The sequence below is a fragment of the Aromatoleum petrolei genome (assembly GCF_017894385.1).
GTDB classification, from domain to species: domain Bacteria; phylum Pseudomonadota; class Gammaproteobacteria; order Burkholderiales; family Rhodocyclaceae; genus Aromatoleum; species Aromatoleum petrolei.
This window is the reverse complement of the sequence record NZ_CP059560.1, coordinates 383,010-402,670: the sequence shown is the minus strand read 5'-3', so window position 1 is coordinate 402,670 and position 19,661 is coordinate 383,010. Positions and strand designations below refer to the sequence as shown.

General features: G+C 66.4%; 16 protein-coding genes. 13 read left to right on the top strand and 3 right to left on the bottom strand.

Translation table 11 applies throughout. The annotated features are described in order from the left end of the window. The first annotated feature begins 94 nt into the window (after positions 1–94). The 11 genes from ToN1_RS01780 to ToN1_RS01730 all read left to right on the top strand — a co-directional run bounded on the left by ToN1_RS01780 (position 95) and on the right by ToN1_RS01730 (position 13,408). A complete protein-coding gene (locus ToN1_RS01780) occupies positions 95–1,771 on the top strand; it encodes a DUF1302 domain-containing protein (RefSeq protein WP_244860938.1) in 1,677 nt (558 codons plus the stop codon). Between the two features lie 14 nt (positions 1,772–1,785). Then, positions 1,786–3,135, top strand: a complete 1,350-nt coding sequence (locus tag ToN1_RS01775) for a DUF1329 domain-containing protein (protein ID WP_210147978.1) — start codon at positions 1,786–1,788, stop codon at positions 3,133–3,135. 81 nt (positions 3,136–3,216) lie between these two features. Beyond that, entirely contained in the window at positions 3,217–4,263 is a 1,047-nt protein-coding gene (locus ToN1_RS01770) for a WD40/YVTN/BNR-like repeat-containing protein (RefSeq protein WP_210147977.1), read from the top strand. 15 nt (positions 4,264–4,278) lie between these two features. Further along, positions 4,279–6,729 (top strand): efflux RND transporter permease subunit, encoded by a 2,451-nt coding sequence (locus ToN1_RS01765; RefSeq protein WP_210147976.1) that lies wholly within the window; start codon positions 4,279–4,281, stop codon positions 6,727–6,729. Positions 6,730–6,747: 18 nt separating this feature from the next. Further along, the gene (locus tag ToN1_RS01760; protein WP_210147975.1) at positions 6,748–7,761 is read left to right on the top strand and encodes a YeiH family protein; all 1,014 of its coding nucleotides are present in this window, start codon (positions 6,748–6,750) and stop codon (positions 7,759–7,761) included. Between the two features lie 112 nt (positions 7,762–7,873). Further along, positions 7,874–8,536: an acetate CoA-transferase subunit alpha gene (atoD, locus tag ToN1_RS01755; RefSeq protein WP_169208785.1), complete on the top strand. Its 663-nt coding sequence runs from the start codon at positions 7,874–7,876 to the stop codon at positions 8,534–8,536. Next, a complete protein-coding gene (locus tag ToN1_RS01750) occupies positions 8,533–9,189 on the top strand; it encodes a 3-oxoacid CoA-transferase subunit B (RefSeq protein WP_280516662.1) in 657 nt (218 codons plus the stop codon). The genes atoD and ToN1_RS01750 overlap by 4 nt, the downstream gene beginning before the upstream one ends. 253 nt (positions 9,190–9,442) lie before the next feature. Continuing rightward, the gene (locus ToN1_RS24990) at positions 9,443–9,652 is read left to right on the top strand and encodes a hypothetical protein (RefSeq protein WP_210147974.1); all 210 of its coding nucleotides are present in this window, start codon (positions 9,443–9,445) and stop codon (positions 9,650–9,652) included. Between the two features lie 16 nt (positions 9,653–9,668). Continuing rightward, positions 9,669–10,862: an acetyl-CoA C-acyltransferase gene (locus tag ToN1_RS01740; protein WP_169208784.1), complete on the top strand. Its 1,194-nt coding sequence runs from the start codon at positions 9,669–9,671 to the stop codon at positions 10,860–10,862. A 117-nt stretch (positions 10,863–10,979) separates the two neighbouring features. After that, on the top strand, positions 10,980–12,749 hold the full coding sequence (locus tag ToN1_RS01735) for a methyl-accepting chemotaxis protein (protein ID WP_169208783.1): 1,770 nt from the start codon (positions 10,980–10,982) through the stop codon (positions 12,747–12,749). 245 nt (positions 12,750–12,994) lie between these two features. Further along, entirely contained in the window at positions 12,995–13,408 is a 414-nt protein-coding gene (locus ToN1_RS01730; RefSeq protein WP_169208782.1) for a rhodanese-like domain-containing protein, read from the top strand. An 11-nt stretch (positions 13,409–13,419) separates the two neighbouring features. On the opposite strand, the gene ToN1_RS01725 is transcribed toward ToN1_RS01730, so the two are convergent. From ToN1_RS01725 to ToN1_RS01715, 3 genes are all read right to left on the bottom strand, one after another. Beyond that, positions 13,420–14,250 carry a sulfite exporter TauE/SafE family protein gene (locus tag ToN1_RS01725; RefSeq protein ID WP_210147973.1) on the bottom strand — a complete coding sequence of 277 codons (831 nt, stop codon included), beginning with the start codon at positions 14,248–14,250 and terminating at the stop codon, positions 13,420–13,422. A gap of 132 nt (positions 14,251–14,382) precedes the next feature. Continuing rightward, positions 14,383–15,714: an MFS transporter gene (locus ToN1_RS01720; protein WP_169208946.1), complete on the bottom strand. Its 1,332-nt coding sequence runs from the start codon at positions 15,712–15,714 to the stop codon at positions 14,383–14,385. 251 nt (positions 15,715–15,965) lie between these two features. After that, on the bottom strand, positions 15,966–16,361 hold the full coding sequence (locus ToN1_RS01715) for a hypothetical protein (protein ID WP_210147972.1): 396 nt from the start codon (positions 16,359–16,361) through the stop codon (positions 15,966–15,968). 340 nt (positions 16,362–16,701) lie between these two features. Here ToN1_RS01715 and ToN1_RS01710 point away from each other — a divergent pair, with 340 nt between their 5' ends. Together ToN1_RS01710 and ToN1_RS01705 are read left to right on the top strand one after the other, a co-directional pair. Next, complete coding sequence (locus ToN1_RS01710) at positions 16,702–18,579, top strand: 2-oxoacid:acceptor oxidoreductase subunit alpha (protein WP_244860937.1); 1,878 nt, start codon at positions 16,702–16,704, stop codon at positions 18,577–18,579. Between the two features lie 10 nt (positions 18,580–18,589). Next, a complete protein-coding gene (locus ToN1_RS01705; RefSeq protein ID WP_169208829.1) occupies positions 18,590–19,612 on the top strand; it encodes a 2-oxoacid:ferredoxin oxidoreductase subunit beta in 1,023 nt (340 codons plus the stop codon). The last annotated feature ends 49 nt before the right edge of the window (positions 19,613–19,661 follow it).

The window sequence follows — 19,661 nt, the reverse complement described above, 5'->3', positions numbered from 1 at the left end:
CCCCGGTGCGCACAATGAACATCATCCGGAATACAGTGACCGGACAGAGAAGCAGCTCAAGCCAACGATAAAAGAGGGGCAGCAGACGATGAATATGAGGAGACAAGGTTCGGCTCCGGCGCGCAGGAAGATGGCGCTGGCCGTCGCCGCAGCGACGCTGGCCCTGAGCGGCACCGCACAGGCGTTCGAGCTTGACACGGGGAACGCGGACCTGCAGGTTCGTTGGGACAACACCGTGCGCTACAACATCGCCTCGCGGGTGGAGTCGCGCAACAGCAAGTTTGCCAACTCGGCGCTCACCGACGAGGGTACGTACAGCTTCGACCGGGGCGATCTGGTGGCCAACCGCCTCGACCTCTTGTCCGAGCTCGACGTGGTGTACCAGGGCAAGACCGGCTTTCGCGTGAGCGGCGCGGCGTGGGTCGACGCGGCCTACGGCGACAAGAGCGAATCGAACCCGAACGCCCCGTTCGCGGCCATTCCGAGCTACCGGGACCATGAGTACAGCCGCTACACCAAGCGCTACTACGCCGGCCCCTCGGGCGAGCTGCTCGACGCCTTCGTGTTCGCCAACTTCGACGCCGCGAGCGTGCCGGTGCGCCTGAAGGCGGGCCGTCACACGGTGTTCTGGGGTGAATCGCTGTTCCTCGGCGGCGCGCTGCACAGCGTCTCCTACGCGCAGATGCCGCTCGACCTGCAGAAGGGTTTCGCGACCCCCGGCGCCGAAGCGAAGGAACTCTTCCGCCCGCTCAACCAGCTCTCGGGCCAGGCCCAGCTCACCGACACGCTGTCGGTGTCGGCGCAGTACTTCATGGAATGGGAAGCCTACCGCTACCCCGAAGGGGGCACCTACCTCGGCCCGGTCGACTTCGCCTTCAACGGCCCCGACCGCCAGTTCATCAGCCGCGGGCTGGGCTTCGCCGCCAACGGCAAGCCGGTCGAGCCCAGGCAGTCCGGCGAATACGGCGTGTCGCTGCGCTGGTCGCCCGAAGCGCTCGACGGCACGCTCGGCTTCTACTACCGCCGCTACGCCGACAAGCTGCCGCAGACCTTCCTCACGCGGGTCGGCCCGGGCGTCTCCCGCTACAACCTCATCTACGCCGACGACATCGACCTCTTCGGCGTGAGCCTGGCCAAGAACATCGGCGGCGTGAGCGTCGGCGCCGAACTCTCCTACCGCCGCAACACCCCGCTCAACTCGCAGGTGCTGGGCATCTCGACCACGGGGCTACCCGATCGGGGCGACACCAGCGGCCCGCGTGGCGACACCTTCCACGGGCTCGTGAACGTGCTGGGGCTCGTCTCCGAGACCCCGGCGTTCGATGCCGCGAGCTGGGCGGCCGAGCTCACCTGGGCCAAATGGGACAAGGTGCGTAGCGGCGAACGCCTCTTCTACGCCACCGGCTTCGCCCCCTGTGCCGGCCGCGACAAGTGGGACGGCTGCACGACCAAGGACTTCTTCGGCCTCGCGCTCGCCTTCACCCCGACCTGGTACCAGGTGCTGCCCGGGGTGGATCTGTCGGCGCCGCTGGCGGTGTCGGTGGGCCTCTCGGGCAACGCCCCGACGGTGTTCGGCGGCAACGAAGGCAACGGCAACTACAGCGTCGGGCTCTCGGCGGACGTGTTCCAGAAGTACCGCATCGATCTCAAGTACATCGACTACTTCGGCAAGTACCGCGACAACGGCACCGCGCTCACCACACAAAACGGCTTCACCACGCTGCTGCAGGACCGCGGCTTCGTGAGCCTGACACTGAAGACGACCTTCTGAGGAGGAGGACCCCCATGAGACTCACGCAAACCCTGCTGTCGGCCGCACTCGCGCTGGCCCTGAGCGGCGCGGCGGTGGCCGCGATCACGCCCGAAGAGGCGAAGAAGCTCGGCACCACGCTCACCGCGGTCGGCGCCGAGAAGGCCGGCAACAAGGACGGCACCATCCCCGAGTACACCGGCGGGCTCACCACGGCCCCGGCGGGCTTCAAGGCGGGCGACGGCATCCGCCCCAACCCCTTCGCCAACGAGAAGCCGCGCCTCGTGATCGACGCCAAGAACCTGGCGCAGCACGCCGACAAGCTCACCGAAGGCACCAAGGCGCTGCTGCAGAAGTACCCCAGCTTCCGCGTCGACGTCTATCCGACGCACCGCAGCGTCGCCTTCCCCAAGTTCGTCGCCGACAACACGCTCAAGACGGCCACGCAGGCCAAGACCAACAACGACGGGCGCTCGATCGAAGGCGCGCACGCCGGCTTCCCCTTCCCGATCCCCAAGACGGGTTATGAAGCGATGTGGAACCACCTCGTGCGCTACAACGGCCAGGCCTACGAGGTGAAGTACCGCAACCTCAACGTCGATGCGGCCGGGCGCACCACGCTCGCCACCGAAGGCGTGAACGTGCAGGAGTACCCGTTCTGGGATGCGTCGAAGAGCTCGGCCGAGACCTACTGGCGCATCAAGAACACCTACACGGGCCCCGCGCGGCGCGCGGGCGAGGCGCTCCTGATCGTCGATCCGCTCGACATCGGCACCAAGGACCGGCGTGCGTGGACCTACCTGCCGGGTCAGCGGCGCGTAAAAGTCGCCCCGGACCTCTCGCACGACACCCCCAACCCGGGCACGGCCGGCGGCAACACCTTCGACGACATCTTCATCTTCATCGGCTCGATGGACCGCTTCGACTTCAAGCTCGTGGGCAAGAAGGAGATGATCGTGCCGTACAACGCCTACACCGCGGTGTACCAGGCGAAGCAGGACGATCTGCTCAAACCCAACCACCTCAACCCGGATCTCGTGCGCTGGGAGCTGCACCGCGTGTGGGTGGTGGAAGCGACGCTGCGCGAAGGCAAGCGCCACGTGTATAGCAAGCGCACCTTCTACCTCGACGAGGACTCGTGGGCGGCGCTCGCCTCCGACCAGTACGACGCCCGTGGCCAGCTCTACCGCGCGGGCTTCGCCTACATGGCCCCGAGCTACGACCTGCCCGCGCCCTACACCGACATGTTCGGCCACTACGACCTCGTGGCGGGCATCTACTCGCTGACCGGCTTCGCCGCCGAGACCGGCGGCATGCGCCAGACCAAGCCGCTCACCGACCGCGACTGGTCACCCGACTCGCTCGCCGGCTCGGGCATCCGCTAAAACCATAATAAATCTCGTCCCCGGGAGCGGGGTGCGGCGCAGGCCGTGCCTCGCTTCCGCCCCCGACCGAGGAAAGAGACCATGAATGTGCATCGATTCGGTGGCGCAGCGCTCGCGCTCGCGCTGCTGATGCCGGCCGCGGCCCCCGCCGCCGCGGGCTTCCAGGACGTGCTCGACGTGCCGGCGATGGCGAGCGAGCTGGCGACGAAGGGCCTGATCAACGGCCTTGCGCAGGCGGGGTCGCGGGTGGTCGGCGTGGGCCAGCGCGGCCACGTCGTGTACTCCGACGACCAGGGCCGGAGCTGGCGCCAGGCGAAAGTGCCGGTGAGCTCGGACCTCGTCGCGGTGAGCTTCCCGACGCCGCAGCAGGGCTGGGCGGTGGGCCACGACGGCGTGGTGCTCGCGACGAGCGATGCCGGTGCGAGCTGGACCAAGCAGCTTGACGGCCGGGCGCTGGGCGAAGTGATGCTCGCGCACTACAAGGCCAAGGGCGAGGCGGCGTGGATCGTCGAGGCCGAGCGCTTCGCCGCGCAGGGCGCGGAGAACCCCTTCCTCGACGTGTGGTTCAGCGATGAGCGCAACGGCTTCGTCGTGGGCGCCTTCAACCTGATCCTGCGCACCACCGACGGTGGCAAGCGCTGGACGCCGTGGCTCGACCGCACCGACAACCCGCAGGCGCTGCACCTCTACGGCATCCGCGGCGCCGCCGGCGACGTGTATGTCGTGGGCGAACAGGGCCTCGTGCTGCGCCTCGACGCGGCGGCCGGACGCTTTACGCGCGTCGCCACCCCGTACCCGGGCAGCTACTTCGGCGTGACCGGCACGAACAGCGCCGTCATCGTCTTCGGCCTGCGCGGCAACGCGTACCGCAGCACCGACCGCGGCGCCACCTGGCACAAAGTGGAGACCGGGGTGCAGGAGGGGCTCACGGCCGGCGCCGCGCTGGGCGAGGGCGGCGTGCTGCTCGCCAGCCAGGCCGGGCGCATCCTCGTGAGCCAGGATGGCGGCGAGCGTTTCTCGCCCGTGAAGCTCGAGCGCGCCACGCCGGCTTCGGCGGTGCACGCCCTCGGCACGGATGCGGTGGTCGTCGCGGGTGCCCGCGGCGTGCGCGTCCAGCCCCTTCGCTAACAGGAGACCGACGCGATGGCCGTCGCACACGACTCGCACGACCGGGCTCCGGTGGTGCGCTCCCTTGCCGAGTTCGATCGCAACTCGGGCAATGCCCTCGAACGCATGATCTTCAACCACCGCCTCGCGGTGATGGTGCTGTGTGCGTTCGTCACCGTGGCGCTGGCGCTGGTGGCCGCGACGAAACTGCATCTGAACGCCAGTTTCGAAAGCATGCTGCCGCAAAGCCAACCCTACATCCAGAACTACCTGGACAACCGCAATGAACTGCGTGGCCTGGGCAACGTGCTGCGCGTGGTGGTGGCCAGCCGCGAAGGCGACATCTTCGACCCGGCCTACCAGGACACGCTGAAGAAGATCAACGATGAGCTGATCCTCACCCCCGGGGTGGACCGCGCGTGGGTGAAGTCGCTATGGACGCCTTCGGTGCGCTGGACCGAAGTGACCGAGGAAGGCTTCCAGGGCGGCCCGGTGATGCCCGACGCCTACGACGGCTCGCCGAAGGCCACCGAAGCCCTGAAGCTCAACATCGCGCGCGCGGGCATCGTCGGACGCTTCGTCGGCAACGACTTCAAGTCCAGCATGATCTTCGTGCCGCTGCTCGACAAGGATCCGGCCACCGGTGCGCCGATCGACTACCGCGCGCTGTCCGCGACCCTCGAGGACAACATCCGTACGAAGTTCGAGCAGGGCGGCGGACAGGCCATACCCGCGGTCAACATCCACATCATCGGCTTCGCCAAGCTCGTGGGCGATCTCATCGACGGCGTGAGCCAGGTGATGACCTACTTCGCGATCGCCGCGCTGATCGCCATCATCGTGATCTTCGCCTATACGCGCTGCGCCCGCAGCACCGCGCTGGTGGTGGCCTGCTCGGTGGTGGCGGTGGTGTGGCAGTTGGGGCTGATTGCCGGCCTCGGCTTCGCACTCGATCCGTTCTCGATCCTCGTGCCCTTCCTGATCTTTGCCATCGGGGTGTCGCACGGCGCGCAGAAGATGAACGGCATCGTGCAGGACATCGCCCGCGGCACGCACCGCCTGATCGCGGCGCGCTTCACCTTCCGTCGTCTCTTCCTCGCCGGCATGACGGCGCTGGTCGCGGACGCCGTGGGCTTCGCCGTGCTGATGGTGATCGACATCCCGGTGATCCAGTCGCTCGCGCTCTCGGCGAGCATCGGCGTGGCAGTGCTCATCTTCACCAACCTGATCCTGCTGCCGGTGCTGCTGTCCTATACCGGCGTCAGTGCTACCGCTGCCCAACGCAGCCTCAAGGCCGAATCGAGCGCGAGCACCGGACTGTGGGCCTGGCTCGAACGCTTCACCGAGCGGCGCTGGGCGATCGGCGCGATCGCGGTGTCGGTCGTGCTCACCGTGGCGGGCTTCGTCGTCAGCCTGCAGCTCAAGATCGGCGACCTCGAACCGGGCGCGCCCGAGCTTCGCGCCGACTCGCGCTACAACCGCGACAACGCCTTCATCACCGCCAACTACTCGCTCTCCAGTGACCAGTTCGCGGTGATCGTGAAGACCGCGGCCGAAGGCTGCCTCAAGTACGACACGCTCATCGAGGCCGACCGCCTCGCGTGGACCCTGCAGCAGGTGCCCGGCGTGCAGACGACCGTCTTCCTCGGTGACGCGGTGCGCCAGATCACCGCCGGCTCCTACGAGGGCAACCCCAAGTGGGTGACGCTCGCGCGCAACCAGGACGTGCTCAACTACGGCGCGCAGCAGGCCTCGGTGAATAACCCCGATCTCTTCAACAACGACTGCTCGGTGATGCCGGTGATCGCCTACCTCACCGACCACCGCGCCGAGACGCTCGACCGCGTGGTGGCGGCGGCGGCGGGCTTCGCCGAGGCGCACAGCACGCCCGAGCGAGCGTTCCTGCTCGCGGCGGGCAGCGCCGGCATCGAGGCGGCGACCAACATCGTGGTGAAGGAAGCCAACCGCACGATGCTCTTCTACGTGTATGGGGCGGTGATCGTGCTGTGCTTCATCACCTTCCGCAACTGGCGCGCGGTGGTGGTGGCGGTGGTGCCGCTGGTGGTGACGTCCATCCTGTGCGAGGCGCTGATGGTGGTGCTGGGGATCGGCGTGAAGGTCGGCACCTTGCCGGTGATCGCGCTGGGGGTGGGGATCGGCGTCGATTACGCGCTGTATCTGCTCTCCATTCAGCTCGCGCAGCAGCGCGCAGGGGCCTCGCTCGCGGACGCCTATCGGCGCTCGATTCAATTCACCGGCAAGGTGGTCGCGCTGGTGGGGGTGACGCTCGCGGCGGGGGTGGTGACGTGGATCTGGTCGCCGATCAAGTTCCAGGCCGACATGGGGATCCTGCTGACCTTCATGTTCGTGTGGAACATGGTCGGGGCGCTGATCCTGATCCCGGCCCTGTCGCACTTCCTGCTCAGGAGCCCGAAAGGCGTGCAGCGTGTGGGGGCGATGCCGGTGCTCGGCCTGGCAACGCGATAACAGAGGCGGAACCGATCGATGAGCGTTCACATGCGTGCAATGACGATATTCAGTTTCCCGGCGTGGTCGCAACTGTGGCCGGGCGTGCTGACGGCGATCACGATCGCCCTGGCGGCGAGCTTCGTCGCCGAGCACCAGGGCGGGCCGCAGCTGTTGTATGCGCTGTTCTTCGGCATGGCGTTCAACTTTGCCGCGGAGGGCGAGAAGATCCACCGCGGCATCGAGTTCGCCTCGCGCCAGGTGCTGCGCTTCGGTGTGGCGCTGCTGGGCGCGCGCATCACCGCGGAGCAGTTGGCGGGCCTCGGGGCGCAGTCGATTGCGATGGTGGCGGGCGGGGTGCTCGCGACCATCCTCTTCGGCGCACTCGTCGGGCGCCTGCTCGGCCGTCCCGGCACCGAAGGGGTGCTCACCGGCGGCGCGGTGGCGATCTGCGGGGCGTCGGCGGCACTGGCGATCTCGGCGGTGCTGCCGAAGAACGAGGCGAACCAGCGCTTCACGCTCTTCACGGTGGTGGGGGTGACGGCGCTCTCGACGGTGGCGATGGTGGTGTATCCGTCGCTGGTGAAGGCCTTCGGGCTGGATGCGAATGCGGCGGCGGTCTTCCTCGGCGGCACGATCCACGACGTCGCGCAGGTAGTGGCGGCCGGCTACATCCTCTCGCCCGAGGTCGGCGACGGGGCAGTCTTCGTGAAGCTCTTCCGCGTGGCGATGCTGTTGCCGGTGGTGGCGGTGGTGTCGGTGCTGTTTCGCGACGGCACGGCAACGGGCAAGAAGCCGCCGGTGCTGCCGGGCTTCCTCGTCGGCTTTGCGGTGCTGGTGGTGGTGAACAGCCTCGGCTTCATCCCCAAGCCGGTGACCGACGCGGCATCGAGCCTGTCGCGCTGGTGCCTGGTCGTGGCGATCGCGGCGCTGGGAGTGAAGACCTCGTTCCAGCAGCTCGCCGCGCTCGGGTGGCGACCGGTGGTGATGCTCACCGCGAACACGGTCTTCCTGGCCGCGCTGATCCTGGGCGGGCTGCTGTTGATGCGCTGAGCGGATCCCGCGCGGCGCAACGCGAAAAACAATCATTGGCAGACGGTGACCCCCGGCCCGCCCGACGGGCCGGGAGGGGACATCTTCGTCCGCATCGAGGAGACACAGAAAAATGGCTTTGGACAAGCAGGTGGATTGGTCCGACGTGGGACCGCTCTTCCATGACGGGATGAGCGTCATGTTCGGCGGCTTCATCGGTGTGGGAACGCCCGAAGGCCTGGTGTCGGTGCTGCGCGAACAGGGCAGGAAGAACCTGACCCTCATCGGCAACGACACCGCCGCCCCGGAGACGGGGGTGGGTCCGCTCATCTCCGATGGCCATGTGCGCAAGGTCGTCGTGTCGCACATCGGCACGAATCCCGTGGTGGGCAAGAAGATGATCGCGGGTGAGCTGGACGTCGACCTCGTGCCGCAAGGCACCCTCGCGGAGCGCATCCGCTGCGGTGGCGCAGGGCTCGGCGGCGTGCTCACGCCGACCGGTGTCGGCACCGTCGTGGAGGAGGGGAAGGCGAAGATGGTCGTCGATGGCAAGACCTTTCTCGTCGAGCTGCCGCTGAGGGCCGATGTCGCGATCCTGAAGGCGAAGCGGGCCGATCGCGCCGGCAACCTCGTGTACGAGCGGGCGGCGCGCAACTTCAACCCGATCATGGCGCTGGCCGCGGATCTCGTGATCGCGGAAGTCGATGAGATCGTCGAGATCGGCGAGATCGACCCCGACCATGTGATGACCCCGGCGGCGCTGGTGGACAAGATCGTCCTCGCGCGGAGGCAATGAACATGCAGGCAAAGGAAGTGATCGCGCGCCGCGTCGCGCAGGAGTTTCACGAAGGTTACGTCGTCAATCTGGGCATCGGCCTGCCTACCTTGGTCCCGCGCTATCTGCCCGCGGGGATGCACATCACCTTGCAGTCGGAAAACGGTTTCCTGGGCCTCGCGCCGCTCGACGGCGAACCGCTGCCGGGTGTCGTCAATGCCGGTGGCCAGCCCTGCGGGCTGATGCCCGGTGCGGCGATGTTCGACAGCGCCATGTCCTTCGCGCTGATCCGTGGCGGCCACGTCGACGTCACCGTGCTGGGCGGGCTGCAGGTGGATGAGGAGGGCAATCTCGCGAACTGGATGGTGCCCGGCAAGATGGTGCCGGGCATGGGCGGCGCGATGGACCTCGTCACCGGCGCGCGCAAGGTCATCGTCGCGATGGAGCACTGCACGAAGGAGGGCGAGCCGCGCATCCTCGACCGCTGCACGCTGCCGCTGACTGCGAAGGGACGGGTGGCGATGGTCGTCACAGAACTCGCGGTGTTCCGCATCACGCACGGCGAATTCGTGCTGATCGAGCACGCGCCGGGCGTCACGGTGGAAGACCTCAGGGCGCAGACGAAGGCGCGTTTCGCGATTTCGGACGAACTGAAGGCGATGAATTTCGGCTGACGCCACGGGACCGACACACGCCTCTCCCGCCTTGCCAAAAGGCGACCGTTTTGCGGGGGTGTCCACCAGACCACATCTACTCCTCTCTCTCCGGGATTCGGACACCTCCCTTTTTATCCCTCTGCGCGGCCCCTCGCGGGCTGCCGCTTGAACCTTCGGACAAGCGTGCGGACTTCTGCGGCGTACATTTCTTCAATCCCCTCGCTACGTGCCGCTCGTCGAATTGATCACGGCACCGGCGACGCGCCCCAGGGTGCTCGACCGACTCGAGCCATGGCTCGTCTCGCGCCTCGGCAAGGGCGTGGCGCGGGCGAAGGACGCTCCCAGCTTTGTCGCGAACCGCATCGGCGTGATGTGGCTGCTCGACGTCGAACGCCAGCAATTCGTCGCGCTCGCCCGCGGCCCGGGAACCCCGGCGCGCATCCGGAACATGCTGGACAGCGGCGAGCCCCTGCGCAACTGATCGGAGACGCATCGCAATGACATGGAATCTCAAGGATGCCTATCTGGTGTCCGCCACCCGTGCGCCGGTTGCCAAACGCCACGGCATGTTCAGGAACGTCCGCCCGGACGACATGCTCGCCCATGTGCTGCGGGCGAGCGTCGCGCAGGTGCCGCAACTCGATCCGCATGAGATTGGCGACGTGTATGTCGGCTGTGCGATCCCCGAAGGCGATCAGGGCATGAACCTCGCGCGCCTCGGGGTGCTGATGGCCGGGCTGCCCGACAGCGTGCCCGCGATCACGATCAACCGCTACTGTTCCTCGGGGCTCAACGCGGTCGCGATGGCGGCCGACCGCATCCGTCTGGGCGAGGCCGACGTCGCGATCGGAGCCGGCGTCGAGTCGATGAGCGCGATGCCGCAGATGTTCGGCACGAGCTACTCGGCCAACCCCAAATGGATGCAGGACGAGCACGTCGCGCTCGCCTACGGCATGGGCCTCACGGCCGAGCGGGTGGCCGATCGCTGGAAAGTGTCGGGTGCCGCCCAGGACGCCTTCGCCGCGGCGAGCCACGCCAAGGCACTTGCCGCGATGGCAGCGGGGCATTTCGACACCGAGATCACGCCCTATGCAGTGACCGAATATCTGCCGGGCGCCGACAGAATCGTGAAGCGCGTCGAACGCCTGTGCCGCAACGACGAAGGCCCGCGCGCGGGCACGACCCCTGAACAGCTCGGCAAACTTCGCCCCGAGTTCGCCGCGAAGAGCTCGGTCACGGCCGGCAACGCGTCGCAGATGTCGGACGGGGCCGGGTCGGTGGTGCTGATGAGCGGGGCCGCACTCAAGCGTTACAACGTCGAGCCCCTCGCGCGCTTCGTCAGCTTCGCGGTCGCCGGCGTTCCGCCCGAGATGATGGGCATCGGCTCGGTTGAGGCGATCCCGCGCGCGTTGAAGGCCGCAGGCCTCACTCTTGCCGCCATCGACTGGTTCGAACTCAACGAGGCCTTCGCCGCGCAGGCGCTCGCCGTGATGCGCAGCCTCGACATCGACCCGGCGAAGGTGAACCCCCAGGGCGGCGCGATCGCGCTGGGCCATCCGCTGGGCGCGACCGGCGCGATCCGCACCGCTACCCTCGTGCATGGCATGCGCCGCACCGGCAAGCGCTACGGCATGGTCACGATGTGCATCGGCACCCTCATGGGCGCAGCGGGGATCTTCGAGGTGTTGTAAGCACCCTGCCCGACGTCGCCCGAACCGTGTGACGAGCCCCCCCATGCAAGTGGGGGGGCAAGCCAATGCCAATACTGGAGAATGATTTTCTCCAAAATCATCTTGCCGGAACAACGTATGCACGGTCAGGAGCTCGCCTTGAACAACGTGGGCACGCGCAGCATGATGCCTTCGCTGCGTTTCCGCCTGGACCGGATCACGATCAGGGCCAAGCTCTGGTCGATGGCGGCCTTCTCGCTGTTCAATCTGGCGGTGATCGGCGCGGTGGGGTGGTTCTCGGTCAGTCACCTGGCCGGCGCGCTGAAGGAAATTACCGATCGCAGCGCGCCAGCGGTGGTCCTGATGGCAGAAATGCGCATGTGGCAAGCGAAGTCCCTGCTCGTGACGCGCGACATCGCAACGTGGCGTCCCGAGCGCTTCGCTGCCGAACAGTTGCGCCAGGATGGCATCACCGAGGCGAACGATCTGGCGCGTTCGGTGATCGGGCGGCGAACCGAGGCCGAAAACCATGCGCATCATGCCCTCTCGAGCTACGTTGCCCTGCCGAAGAGCGATGATGAAGCCAGGCAATGGGCCGCGGTCGAGGAGCGCTTGAAGGAGTTCGACGACACGTTCGAACCCGTCGTGCCGCTCCTCGAGGAGATGGCGAGCGCGCAGACCTGGGATCAGGTGCTGAACGTGATGCAGCGCTTCCAGATGATCGACGATCGCGTCGGCGCGGTGTGGGAGCGCACCGAAACCGAGATGGACCAGCTGAACGCGCTCGTGAAGGCCAATGCCCAACTGATAAAGGAATCGGCAGAAACAGCCCGAAGCAGCGCGCAGGGGGCGATCGCCCTGGTATCGCTCGCGGCGGCGGCTGGGCTGGCCTTGCTGATCTTCTTCACGGTGCGCGGCATCACCGGTTCGCTGGACAAGCTCCGCAAGACCATGGCGACCGTCGCGGAACGCAGGGACTTCACGCTGAACGTCGAGTTCGACGGAAAGGACGAGATCGCCGACACTTCGCGGGCGTTCAACAGCCTGCTCGGTTCGGTGCGCACGCTTCTCACGCTCGTGCTGCGCAATGCGGAAGGCATCCGCACGGCCGCCGACACGACGTTGGGCGCGGCCGAGGAGGTGGCCGAAGCCTCGCGCCAGCAGACCGACTCTGCGGCTGCGATGGCCGCCGCCGTCGAGCAGATGACCGTCAGCATCGGCCACATCGCCCAGTCGTCGGGCGACGCGGTCGATTGTTCGCACGGGGCCGGAACGGCCGCCGACGAGGGCGCAGCCATCATCGCGCAGACGGCGGTCGAGGTGGGACACATTTCCGACCGCGTACGCGAGGCGGAAGCCACTGTCCAGGAACTCGGCACCCATTCCACGCGGATCTCGGCCATCGTTCAGCTCATCAAGGAGGTCGCGGACCAGACGAACCTGCTCGCGCTCAACGCGGCGATCGAGGCCGCCCGGGCGGGCGAAGCAGGGCGCGGCTTCGCGGTCGTTGCCGATGAGGTGCGCGGACTGGCCGAGCGGACGCGCATCGCCACCGAAGACATCGGCGGCATGGTGCTTGCGATGCAGCGGCTCGCAGGCAATGTGAATAGCGACATGGCGACCGTCGGGGGCAAGGTCAGGGACGGGCAGACGCATGCCAATCAGGCGGCCGAGCGCATCATTGCGATCCAGTCCAACACCCGCCAGCTTTCCGAGGCCGTCAATGACATTTCGCTGGCCTTGCGCGAGCACTCGGCATCGTCGGAGGAGATCTCCCGTCAGGTCGAACGCGTGGTGCGGATGAGCGAGGGCAACGCCGCCTCCGCGATGCGGGCCGAAGACGTCGCCCAGGAACTGCAGACCATGGCCCTCTCGCTGCGCGAGGCCGTAGGCGCCTTCAAGGTGTGAGCTGCCGGGGTGACGTCATGACCTTGCCGGGAGCCATGCGGGCGGTACCGACGTCGTTTCAGTTCATCGGCGTGTCGCGAAATGTCAAACCCTCGTCCCCATCCGGCAAGAGGAGAAGCCCATCGTCTCCGCATTATGGGCAGGGCTTTCGGGGGCGGGGGGCATTACCCAGGGCGTTCAACGGCTCCGGTCGGGGGCATATCCCCGTGCGTGGCGGATGGCCCAATCGACGATGGGGGGTAGCGGTGAAGCATCTTTATCCGAAGGAAGCCGCGCAGTACCTGCGCGACCATTCCGACGCATTGTTCATCGACTGTCGCAGCGAAATGGAATACCGTTTCGCCGGTCATCCGGTCGGTGCGCAGCAAGTGTCATGGAATGACGGGCCGGGCTGGGAGGTCAATCCCGGCTTCATCGCCGAGGTCACGCGGATGGTCGGCGGTCGGCACGATCGCCCCGTGGTGTTGATCTGCCGGACAGGGGACCGCTCGGTGGCGGCGGGTGGAGCGCTCGAAGAAGCCGGTTTCTCGAACGTAGCCACTGTCTTGTATGGCTGCGAGGGTGATGTCGGGCCTACGCTTCGACGCGGTGAAGTTAACGGTTGGCGTTTCGACGGTTTGCCGTGGATCGTCAGCGGATGCGGAAAATGCGGCCCCTAGGTCCGGCTCCTTCACAGCGCCGACCAGGATTTGAGGGCCATCACGACCGCAATGATCCCGGCCGTGATGGCGAATCCCTGCTGTAGCGCAGGGCCGGAGATCAGGGGGGCCACCCTGCGTCCCAGGATCATGCCGAGAACCGCGCCTGCGACAAAGGGCAGGGCGGTCGCCAGGGGCGCGGGCCGTCCCTGCAGGATGCCTCCGACAAAGGTGAGCGAGCTGGTGAGCGCGATCGCCATCAACGAGGTTGCGACTGCAGAATGCATCGACAGCGGCAATGTCGCACGGATCGCGGGAACGATGATGAATCCCCCGCCAACCCCCAGCAGCCCAGAAAAAAAACCGGTTACAGCGCCGATCAGGGACACGATGATGGCAACCGGGCGAGTCCAGATCAGCCGGCCGGTCCTTGCATGCACACGGCCGACTCTGCCGATGGAGGACTGGCCTTCACCCGCCACTGCCGAGCGCACGACGGTGGCGTCGTCCCTCGATACCGTCGCGGTGTGGAACATGCGCACAGCGACCACGGCAAGCACCAGAGCGAAGATCAGTGTCAGGTTCGTCTGTGACATGCGGTCCGCGACCCCGATGCCCAGTGGTGCGAACAGGGCGCCGACTGCCGCCATCAACGAGGCTGCGCGATAGCGCACGTAACTGCGCTTCCATGCCATCGCGGTCCCGACCCCCGCCGATATTGCAACGGCCAGCAATGAAACGGTCGCGGCCTGGGTAATCGAATAACCGAGTCCAGCCATCAGCAGCGGCACGGCGAAGATCGAGCCGCCCGCCCCCGTCAGCCCCAGCACCAGACCGACGATCAGCCCGATCCCCACGCTCATTGGCGAAGCGTGCGATCGGGAATAAGGGAAGGTATCGGATCGTGCAAGCGGAATACCTCGTGGATGACAAGTGCGGAGTCGTATACCCCAAATAAGCGTGCCAGTCAGCCACGAGTATTGCGCTTCGATTCCTCACTGCAGGCGCTGGGCGGCATGCCGCGCGCGGATCCGCATGAGATCCGCCCCGTAATGGCAATAGCCGATTCCGAAGGCGACCGAGGCGGACAGGGCGACGAGCGGTATCAGTTGCATCGCGGAGAGCAGGCCGATGCGGTCGGCAAGCATCCCCGTGACGAACGGGCCTGGCGCCAGTCCCAGGAGGTTGTTCGCGAGCGTCAGTGTGGCGAAAGCCGTTGCATGGATCGACGTGTGGGTCAGATTGGCGACCATCGCACCTGCGGGACCGGTGGTTCCGGCGACGAAGAACATGCCCAAGCCTATGACCACGAACTGCAGCGGACCCGCCGGTAGCAGGAAGCCCGCAACCAGCAGGACGCAGGAGGTGACCGAATAGACGATCGCGATCAGCCATTTGCGCACGGCGTGATCGCGGCTGAGGCGGTCGGTGATGATGCCGCAAGTGGTCATGCCGACCGCACCGATGAGGACGAAGGCCGCCGCCGCAAGGCCCGCCTTGTCGGGCGGCAGCCCGTAGTAGCGGTTGGCGTAGCTTGGCAGCCACGCGATCATCGACGCCATGGTGAAGAGTTGCAGGCCGCTGCCGACATAGGCACAGACGACCGAGATCGACGAGAACAGCGCGGAGAACAGGTTGCGCAGGGACGGAGGGGCGCAACGCCCTGAAGCTCCGATCTTGTGTGCCGGGGAGCTCCCGTTGTTTCCTGCGGACAGGCGGGTCTCGGTGACGATCAGGGCGTAGAGGATGACGAGCGCGAGGCCTAACAGGGCCATCGCGCCGAAGGCCCAGCGCCAGCCCAGGTGCGTCGATACGACCCCGCCCAGCGCCATGCCCATCACCGAGCCCACCGCGCCGCCGGCCATGAAGGCGCCCGTGAGCGAGGAACGCAGGTGCGGCGGAAAGACGCTCAGGATCAGGGCGATGCCCACGCTGCCATACGCCGCTTCGCCGACTCCGACGAAGAAGCGCGCGGCGAACATCTGGCCAAAGCCTTCGGCCAACGCACAGGCCAGGGTGGCAAGGCTCCACAGGCCCGCCATCAGCACGATGCTGCGAACCCGTCCCCAGCGGTCGGCCAGGACCGACAGCGGGAAGCTCAGGAGCCCGACGAGCAGGGCGACGATGCTGTTCAGGGATCCGAGTTGCGTGTCGGACAGGCCCCATTCGGCCTTGAGCACCGGAAAGACGGCATTCAACACCTGCCGCGACATGTAGTCGGAAATCAAAAGGCCAAAAGTCAGTGCGAAAACAATCCACGCGAAGGAACGCGACACGGTCTGCGTGTATGGAATGTTCGCGCTCGCGTCAGCGACGTGCGTTGCCACGGTTGTCCCCTCCGGATTTGCCTGGTCGACCGGGCTCCACACAGGGGGAACCGGCCTCCGGCTTCCTTATGGTTGAAGGTGCGGAGGGGGATGACGACGCATCCGTCTCCGCGGTAACGGGGTGTCCGGTTGGGGCGTTTGCCCGCCACGTTTCGTCCCGAGACTGAGAGATATCCTACGGCCGTACGCGGCGGGATGCACCCCTCGGTGGTGGGGGGGCATCCCGCCCCGCCGGGGCGGGTGGGTGCGGATCAGGCAGATGTGGCAGGCGCCACGTTCATGCGCACGTAGATGGTGCCGACGTCCGGAATGACGACGCGCGGGCCGGTGCGGCGGACCGGGGCGGAGCCCGAGCTGCAGCCGCCTGAGCTGCAACTGGGCGAGCTGGAGGCCGAGCTGCAGGAGCCTGGCCCGCAGCCGCCGGTCGGGGCGGGAGCGGAGCCATCGTCCCCGTCATCGACGTAGGGGACGACTTCGACCTCGTAGCCCTTGACCTTGTACTTCGCGACCAGCTCGGAAAGCCGCGGCTCGCCGATCTGCATCATGCGCATGTAGCCGGCGCGTTCGAGCCGTTCGTGCAGCGCGTCGATTTCGTCCGGGTGATCGCTCCGCATCGGGCTGAGGGGGATGACCTTTTTCGTCGTCATGGCGGTGTCTCCTTCGTCTATGAATTGCTTTTTTGTGCGACCACGTTAAGCACTTTGGCGAAGGCGTAATTGACCTGCCGGGGCGTTGCCTTGACGTTTCGTACCAACGGCGACGGGGCGCCGAATGCGAGCTGCGACCAGTGCCGCGAACGCTAAGGCGATCACTGCTCCCCACCCGTGCGGTGGGGGGAGGCATGAGACAGAAAGTCAAAAAATTGGCTCGCCTCGTCAATCGACCGTTCATTCCCAAAGCGCCTAATCGATTCCGCCAAGCGACGTGTGGATGACCTTTGCGTTCTCCGGTTGCCTCACTCCATTAACGGACATCAGGTGCTTTCGTATGAATACTCAAACCATGACGGTGGACGAGCCCAGGGTCGTCGGCGGAATGCAGAAGACCCGGCCGATCGAGGAGATCAAGAGTGTCGTGATCCGCTTCGTCGGCGATTCGGGCGACGGGATGCAACTCACCGGCAACGAATTCTCGAAATCGGTCGCCCGCGCCGGCCACGATTTCGCGACGCACCCGGACTACCCCTCCGAAATCCGCGCCCCGACCGGCACGCTGTTCGGCGTTTCCGGTTACCAGATCCAGTTCTCGTCGGGCCAGGTGTTCACCTCCGGCGATGCGCCCGACGTGCTCGTCGCGATGAACCCTGCGGCGCTGAAGACCAACCTTCCAGACCTGAGGCACGGCGGGATGATCATCGCCAATGCCGGTGCCTTCAACAAGGCCAACCTGCAGAAGGCGGGATACCAGAGCAATCCGCTCGACGACGGCACGCTGATCGATTTCCGTCTCTACACGATCGACATCTCGGACCTGACGAATCAGGCGCTCAAGGACACCGGGATCGCGAAGAAGGAGATCGGCCGCTGCAAGAACTATTACGCGCTTGGGCTGATGCTCTATCTGTATAGCCGGCCGATCGAGGACGAAGAACAGAACATCCGCGCGAAGTTCGCGAAGAAGCCGGACATCGCCGAGGCGAACGTCATCGCGCTGCGCGCGGGCTACGCCTACGCCGAATCCACCGAGATGTTCGTCAGCACCTACCAGGTGCGCGCGGCCGACATCAAGCCGGGCCGCTATCGCAGCATCACCGGCAACCACGCCGCGGCGCTCGGTTTCGCGGCGGCGTCGGAACTCGCCAAGGTGCCGCTGTTCCTCGGCTCCTACCCGATCACGCCGGCGACCGACATCCTGCAGGAGCTGTCGGCGCTGAAGCACTTCAACATCACGACCTTCCAGGCCGAGGACGAGATCGCCGGCATCTGCTCCGCGATCGGCGCCGCCTACGGCGGCGTGCTGGGGCTGACGACGACCTCCGGTCCCGGCATGGCGCTGAAGACCGAGGCGCTGGGTCTCGCGGTGATGCTCGAACTGCCGCTGGTGATCACCAACGTGCAGCGCGGCGGCCCCTCGACCGGCCTGCCGACCAAGGTCGAGCAGTCCGACCTGCTGCAGGCCGTCTATGGCCGTAACGGCGAGTGCCCCATCCCGGTGATCGCCTCCCGTTCGCCGGCCGACTGTTTCGACTGTGCGATCGAGGCCTTCCGCATCGCCGTGAAGTACATGACGCCGGTGATCCTCCTCTCCGACGGTGGCATCGGCAACGCCGCCGAGCCGTGGCGGATTCCGAATCCGGCCGACCTGCCGCCGCTGGAGGTCAAGTTCCGCACCGACGCGGACGGATTCCAGCCCTACGCCCGCGACGAGCACCTCGCGCGCGCCTGGGTGCGCCCCGGCACGCCCGGCATGGAGCACCGCGTCGGTGGCCTGGAGAAGCACTTCCTCACCGGCAACATCTCGCACGACCCGATCAATCACGAGCGCATGGTCAATGTGCGCGCGGCGAAGGTCGCCGGCATCGCCAAGGACATCCCGCCGCTGACGGTGGAAGGCCCGCAAAGCGGCGACCTGCTGATCGTCGGCTGGGGCAGCACCTACGGCTCGATCGTGCAGGCGCGCGAGCAGGCCGAGGCCGCCGGCAAATCCGTCGCCCACGTCCATCTGCGCCACCTCAACCCGTTGCCCGCCGAGCTGGGCGACATTCTCGCCCGCTACAAGACCGTGCTCGTGCCCGAACTCAACCTCGGGCAGCTCTCGAAGCTGCTGCGCGAACGCTACCTGCGCGACGTGACCCTCATGTCCAAGGTGCAGGGAAAGATGTTCAAGGTGTCCGAAATCTACGACCGAATCCTGGAACTGTGCTGAGGAACCGACCATGAATCAGATGACTGAAATCAAGCCGCTGACGCGAAAGGACTTCGAGTCGGACCAGGATGTGCGCTGGTGCCCGGGTTGTGGCGACTATGCCTTGCTCGCCCAGGTCCAGAAGCTTTTGCCGGCGCTTGGCATCCCGCGCGAAAACTTCGCATTCATTTCCGGCATCGGCTGTTCCAGCCGCTTCCCGTACTACATGGAAACCTACGGGATGCACAGCATCCACGGCCGGGCGCCGGCCATCGCGAGCGGCTTGAAGCTCGCGCGGCCCGAGCTGTCGGTGTGGGTCGTGTCCGGCGACGGCGATTCGCTCGCGATTGGCGGCAATCACTTCATCCACGCGATGCGGCGCAATATCGGCCTCAAGATCATCCTGCTCAACAACCGCATCTACGGCCTCACCAAGGGCCAGTACTCGCCGACCTCGGAGTTCGGCAAGAAGACCAAGACCACACCGCTCGGCAGCATCGACCGTCCCTTCAGCCCCGTGTCCGTCGCGTTGGGCGCCGGTGCGACCTTCGTTGCGCGCACCGTCGATAGCGACCACCCGCATCTGCTCGACACCCTGAAACGCGCCGCGGAACACCCCGGCACGGCCTTCGTCGAGGTCCTCCAGAACTGTATCGTCTTCAACGACGGTGCCTATAACGCGCTGGCCGACAGGGAGACGCGGGACGACGCGCGCCTCCTGCTTCAGCATGGCCAGCCGATGCGTTTCGGCAAGGACAGCAACCGGGGCATCCGCATGCGCGGCTTTGAGCCCGAAGTGGTGACGGTCGGCGAAGGTGGCGTCACGGAAGCAGATCTGGCGATCCACGACGAATCGGCCGCCAACGGCGGGCTGGCATTCTTCCTGTCGCAGTTCGCAGCGCCGCTGCCGGTGCCGCTGGGAGTCTTCCGCGCTGTCGAGGCGCCGGTCTATGAGCAACTCAGCACCGGCCTCGCGGAGGATGCGCGCGCGCAAAGAGGCCAGGGAACGCTCGAAAAACTCTTCAACAGTGGCGATACCTGGACCATCGATTGATTCAGTCGCGTTGCGCAACAAACGATCACTGGTATCAGTGACGACAATA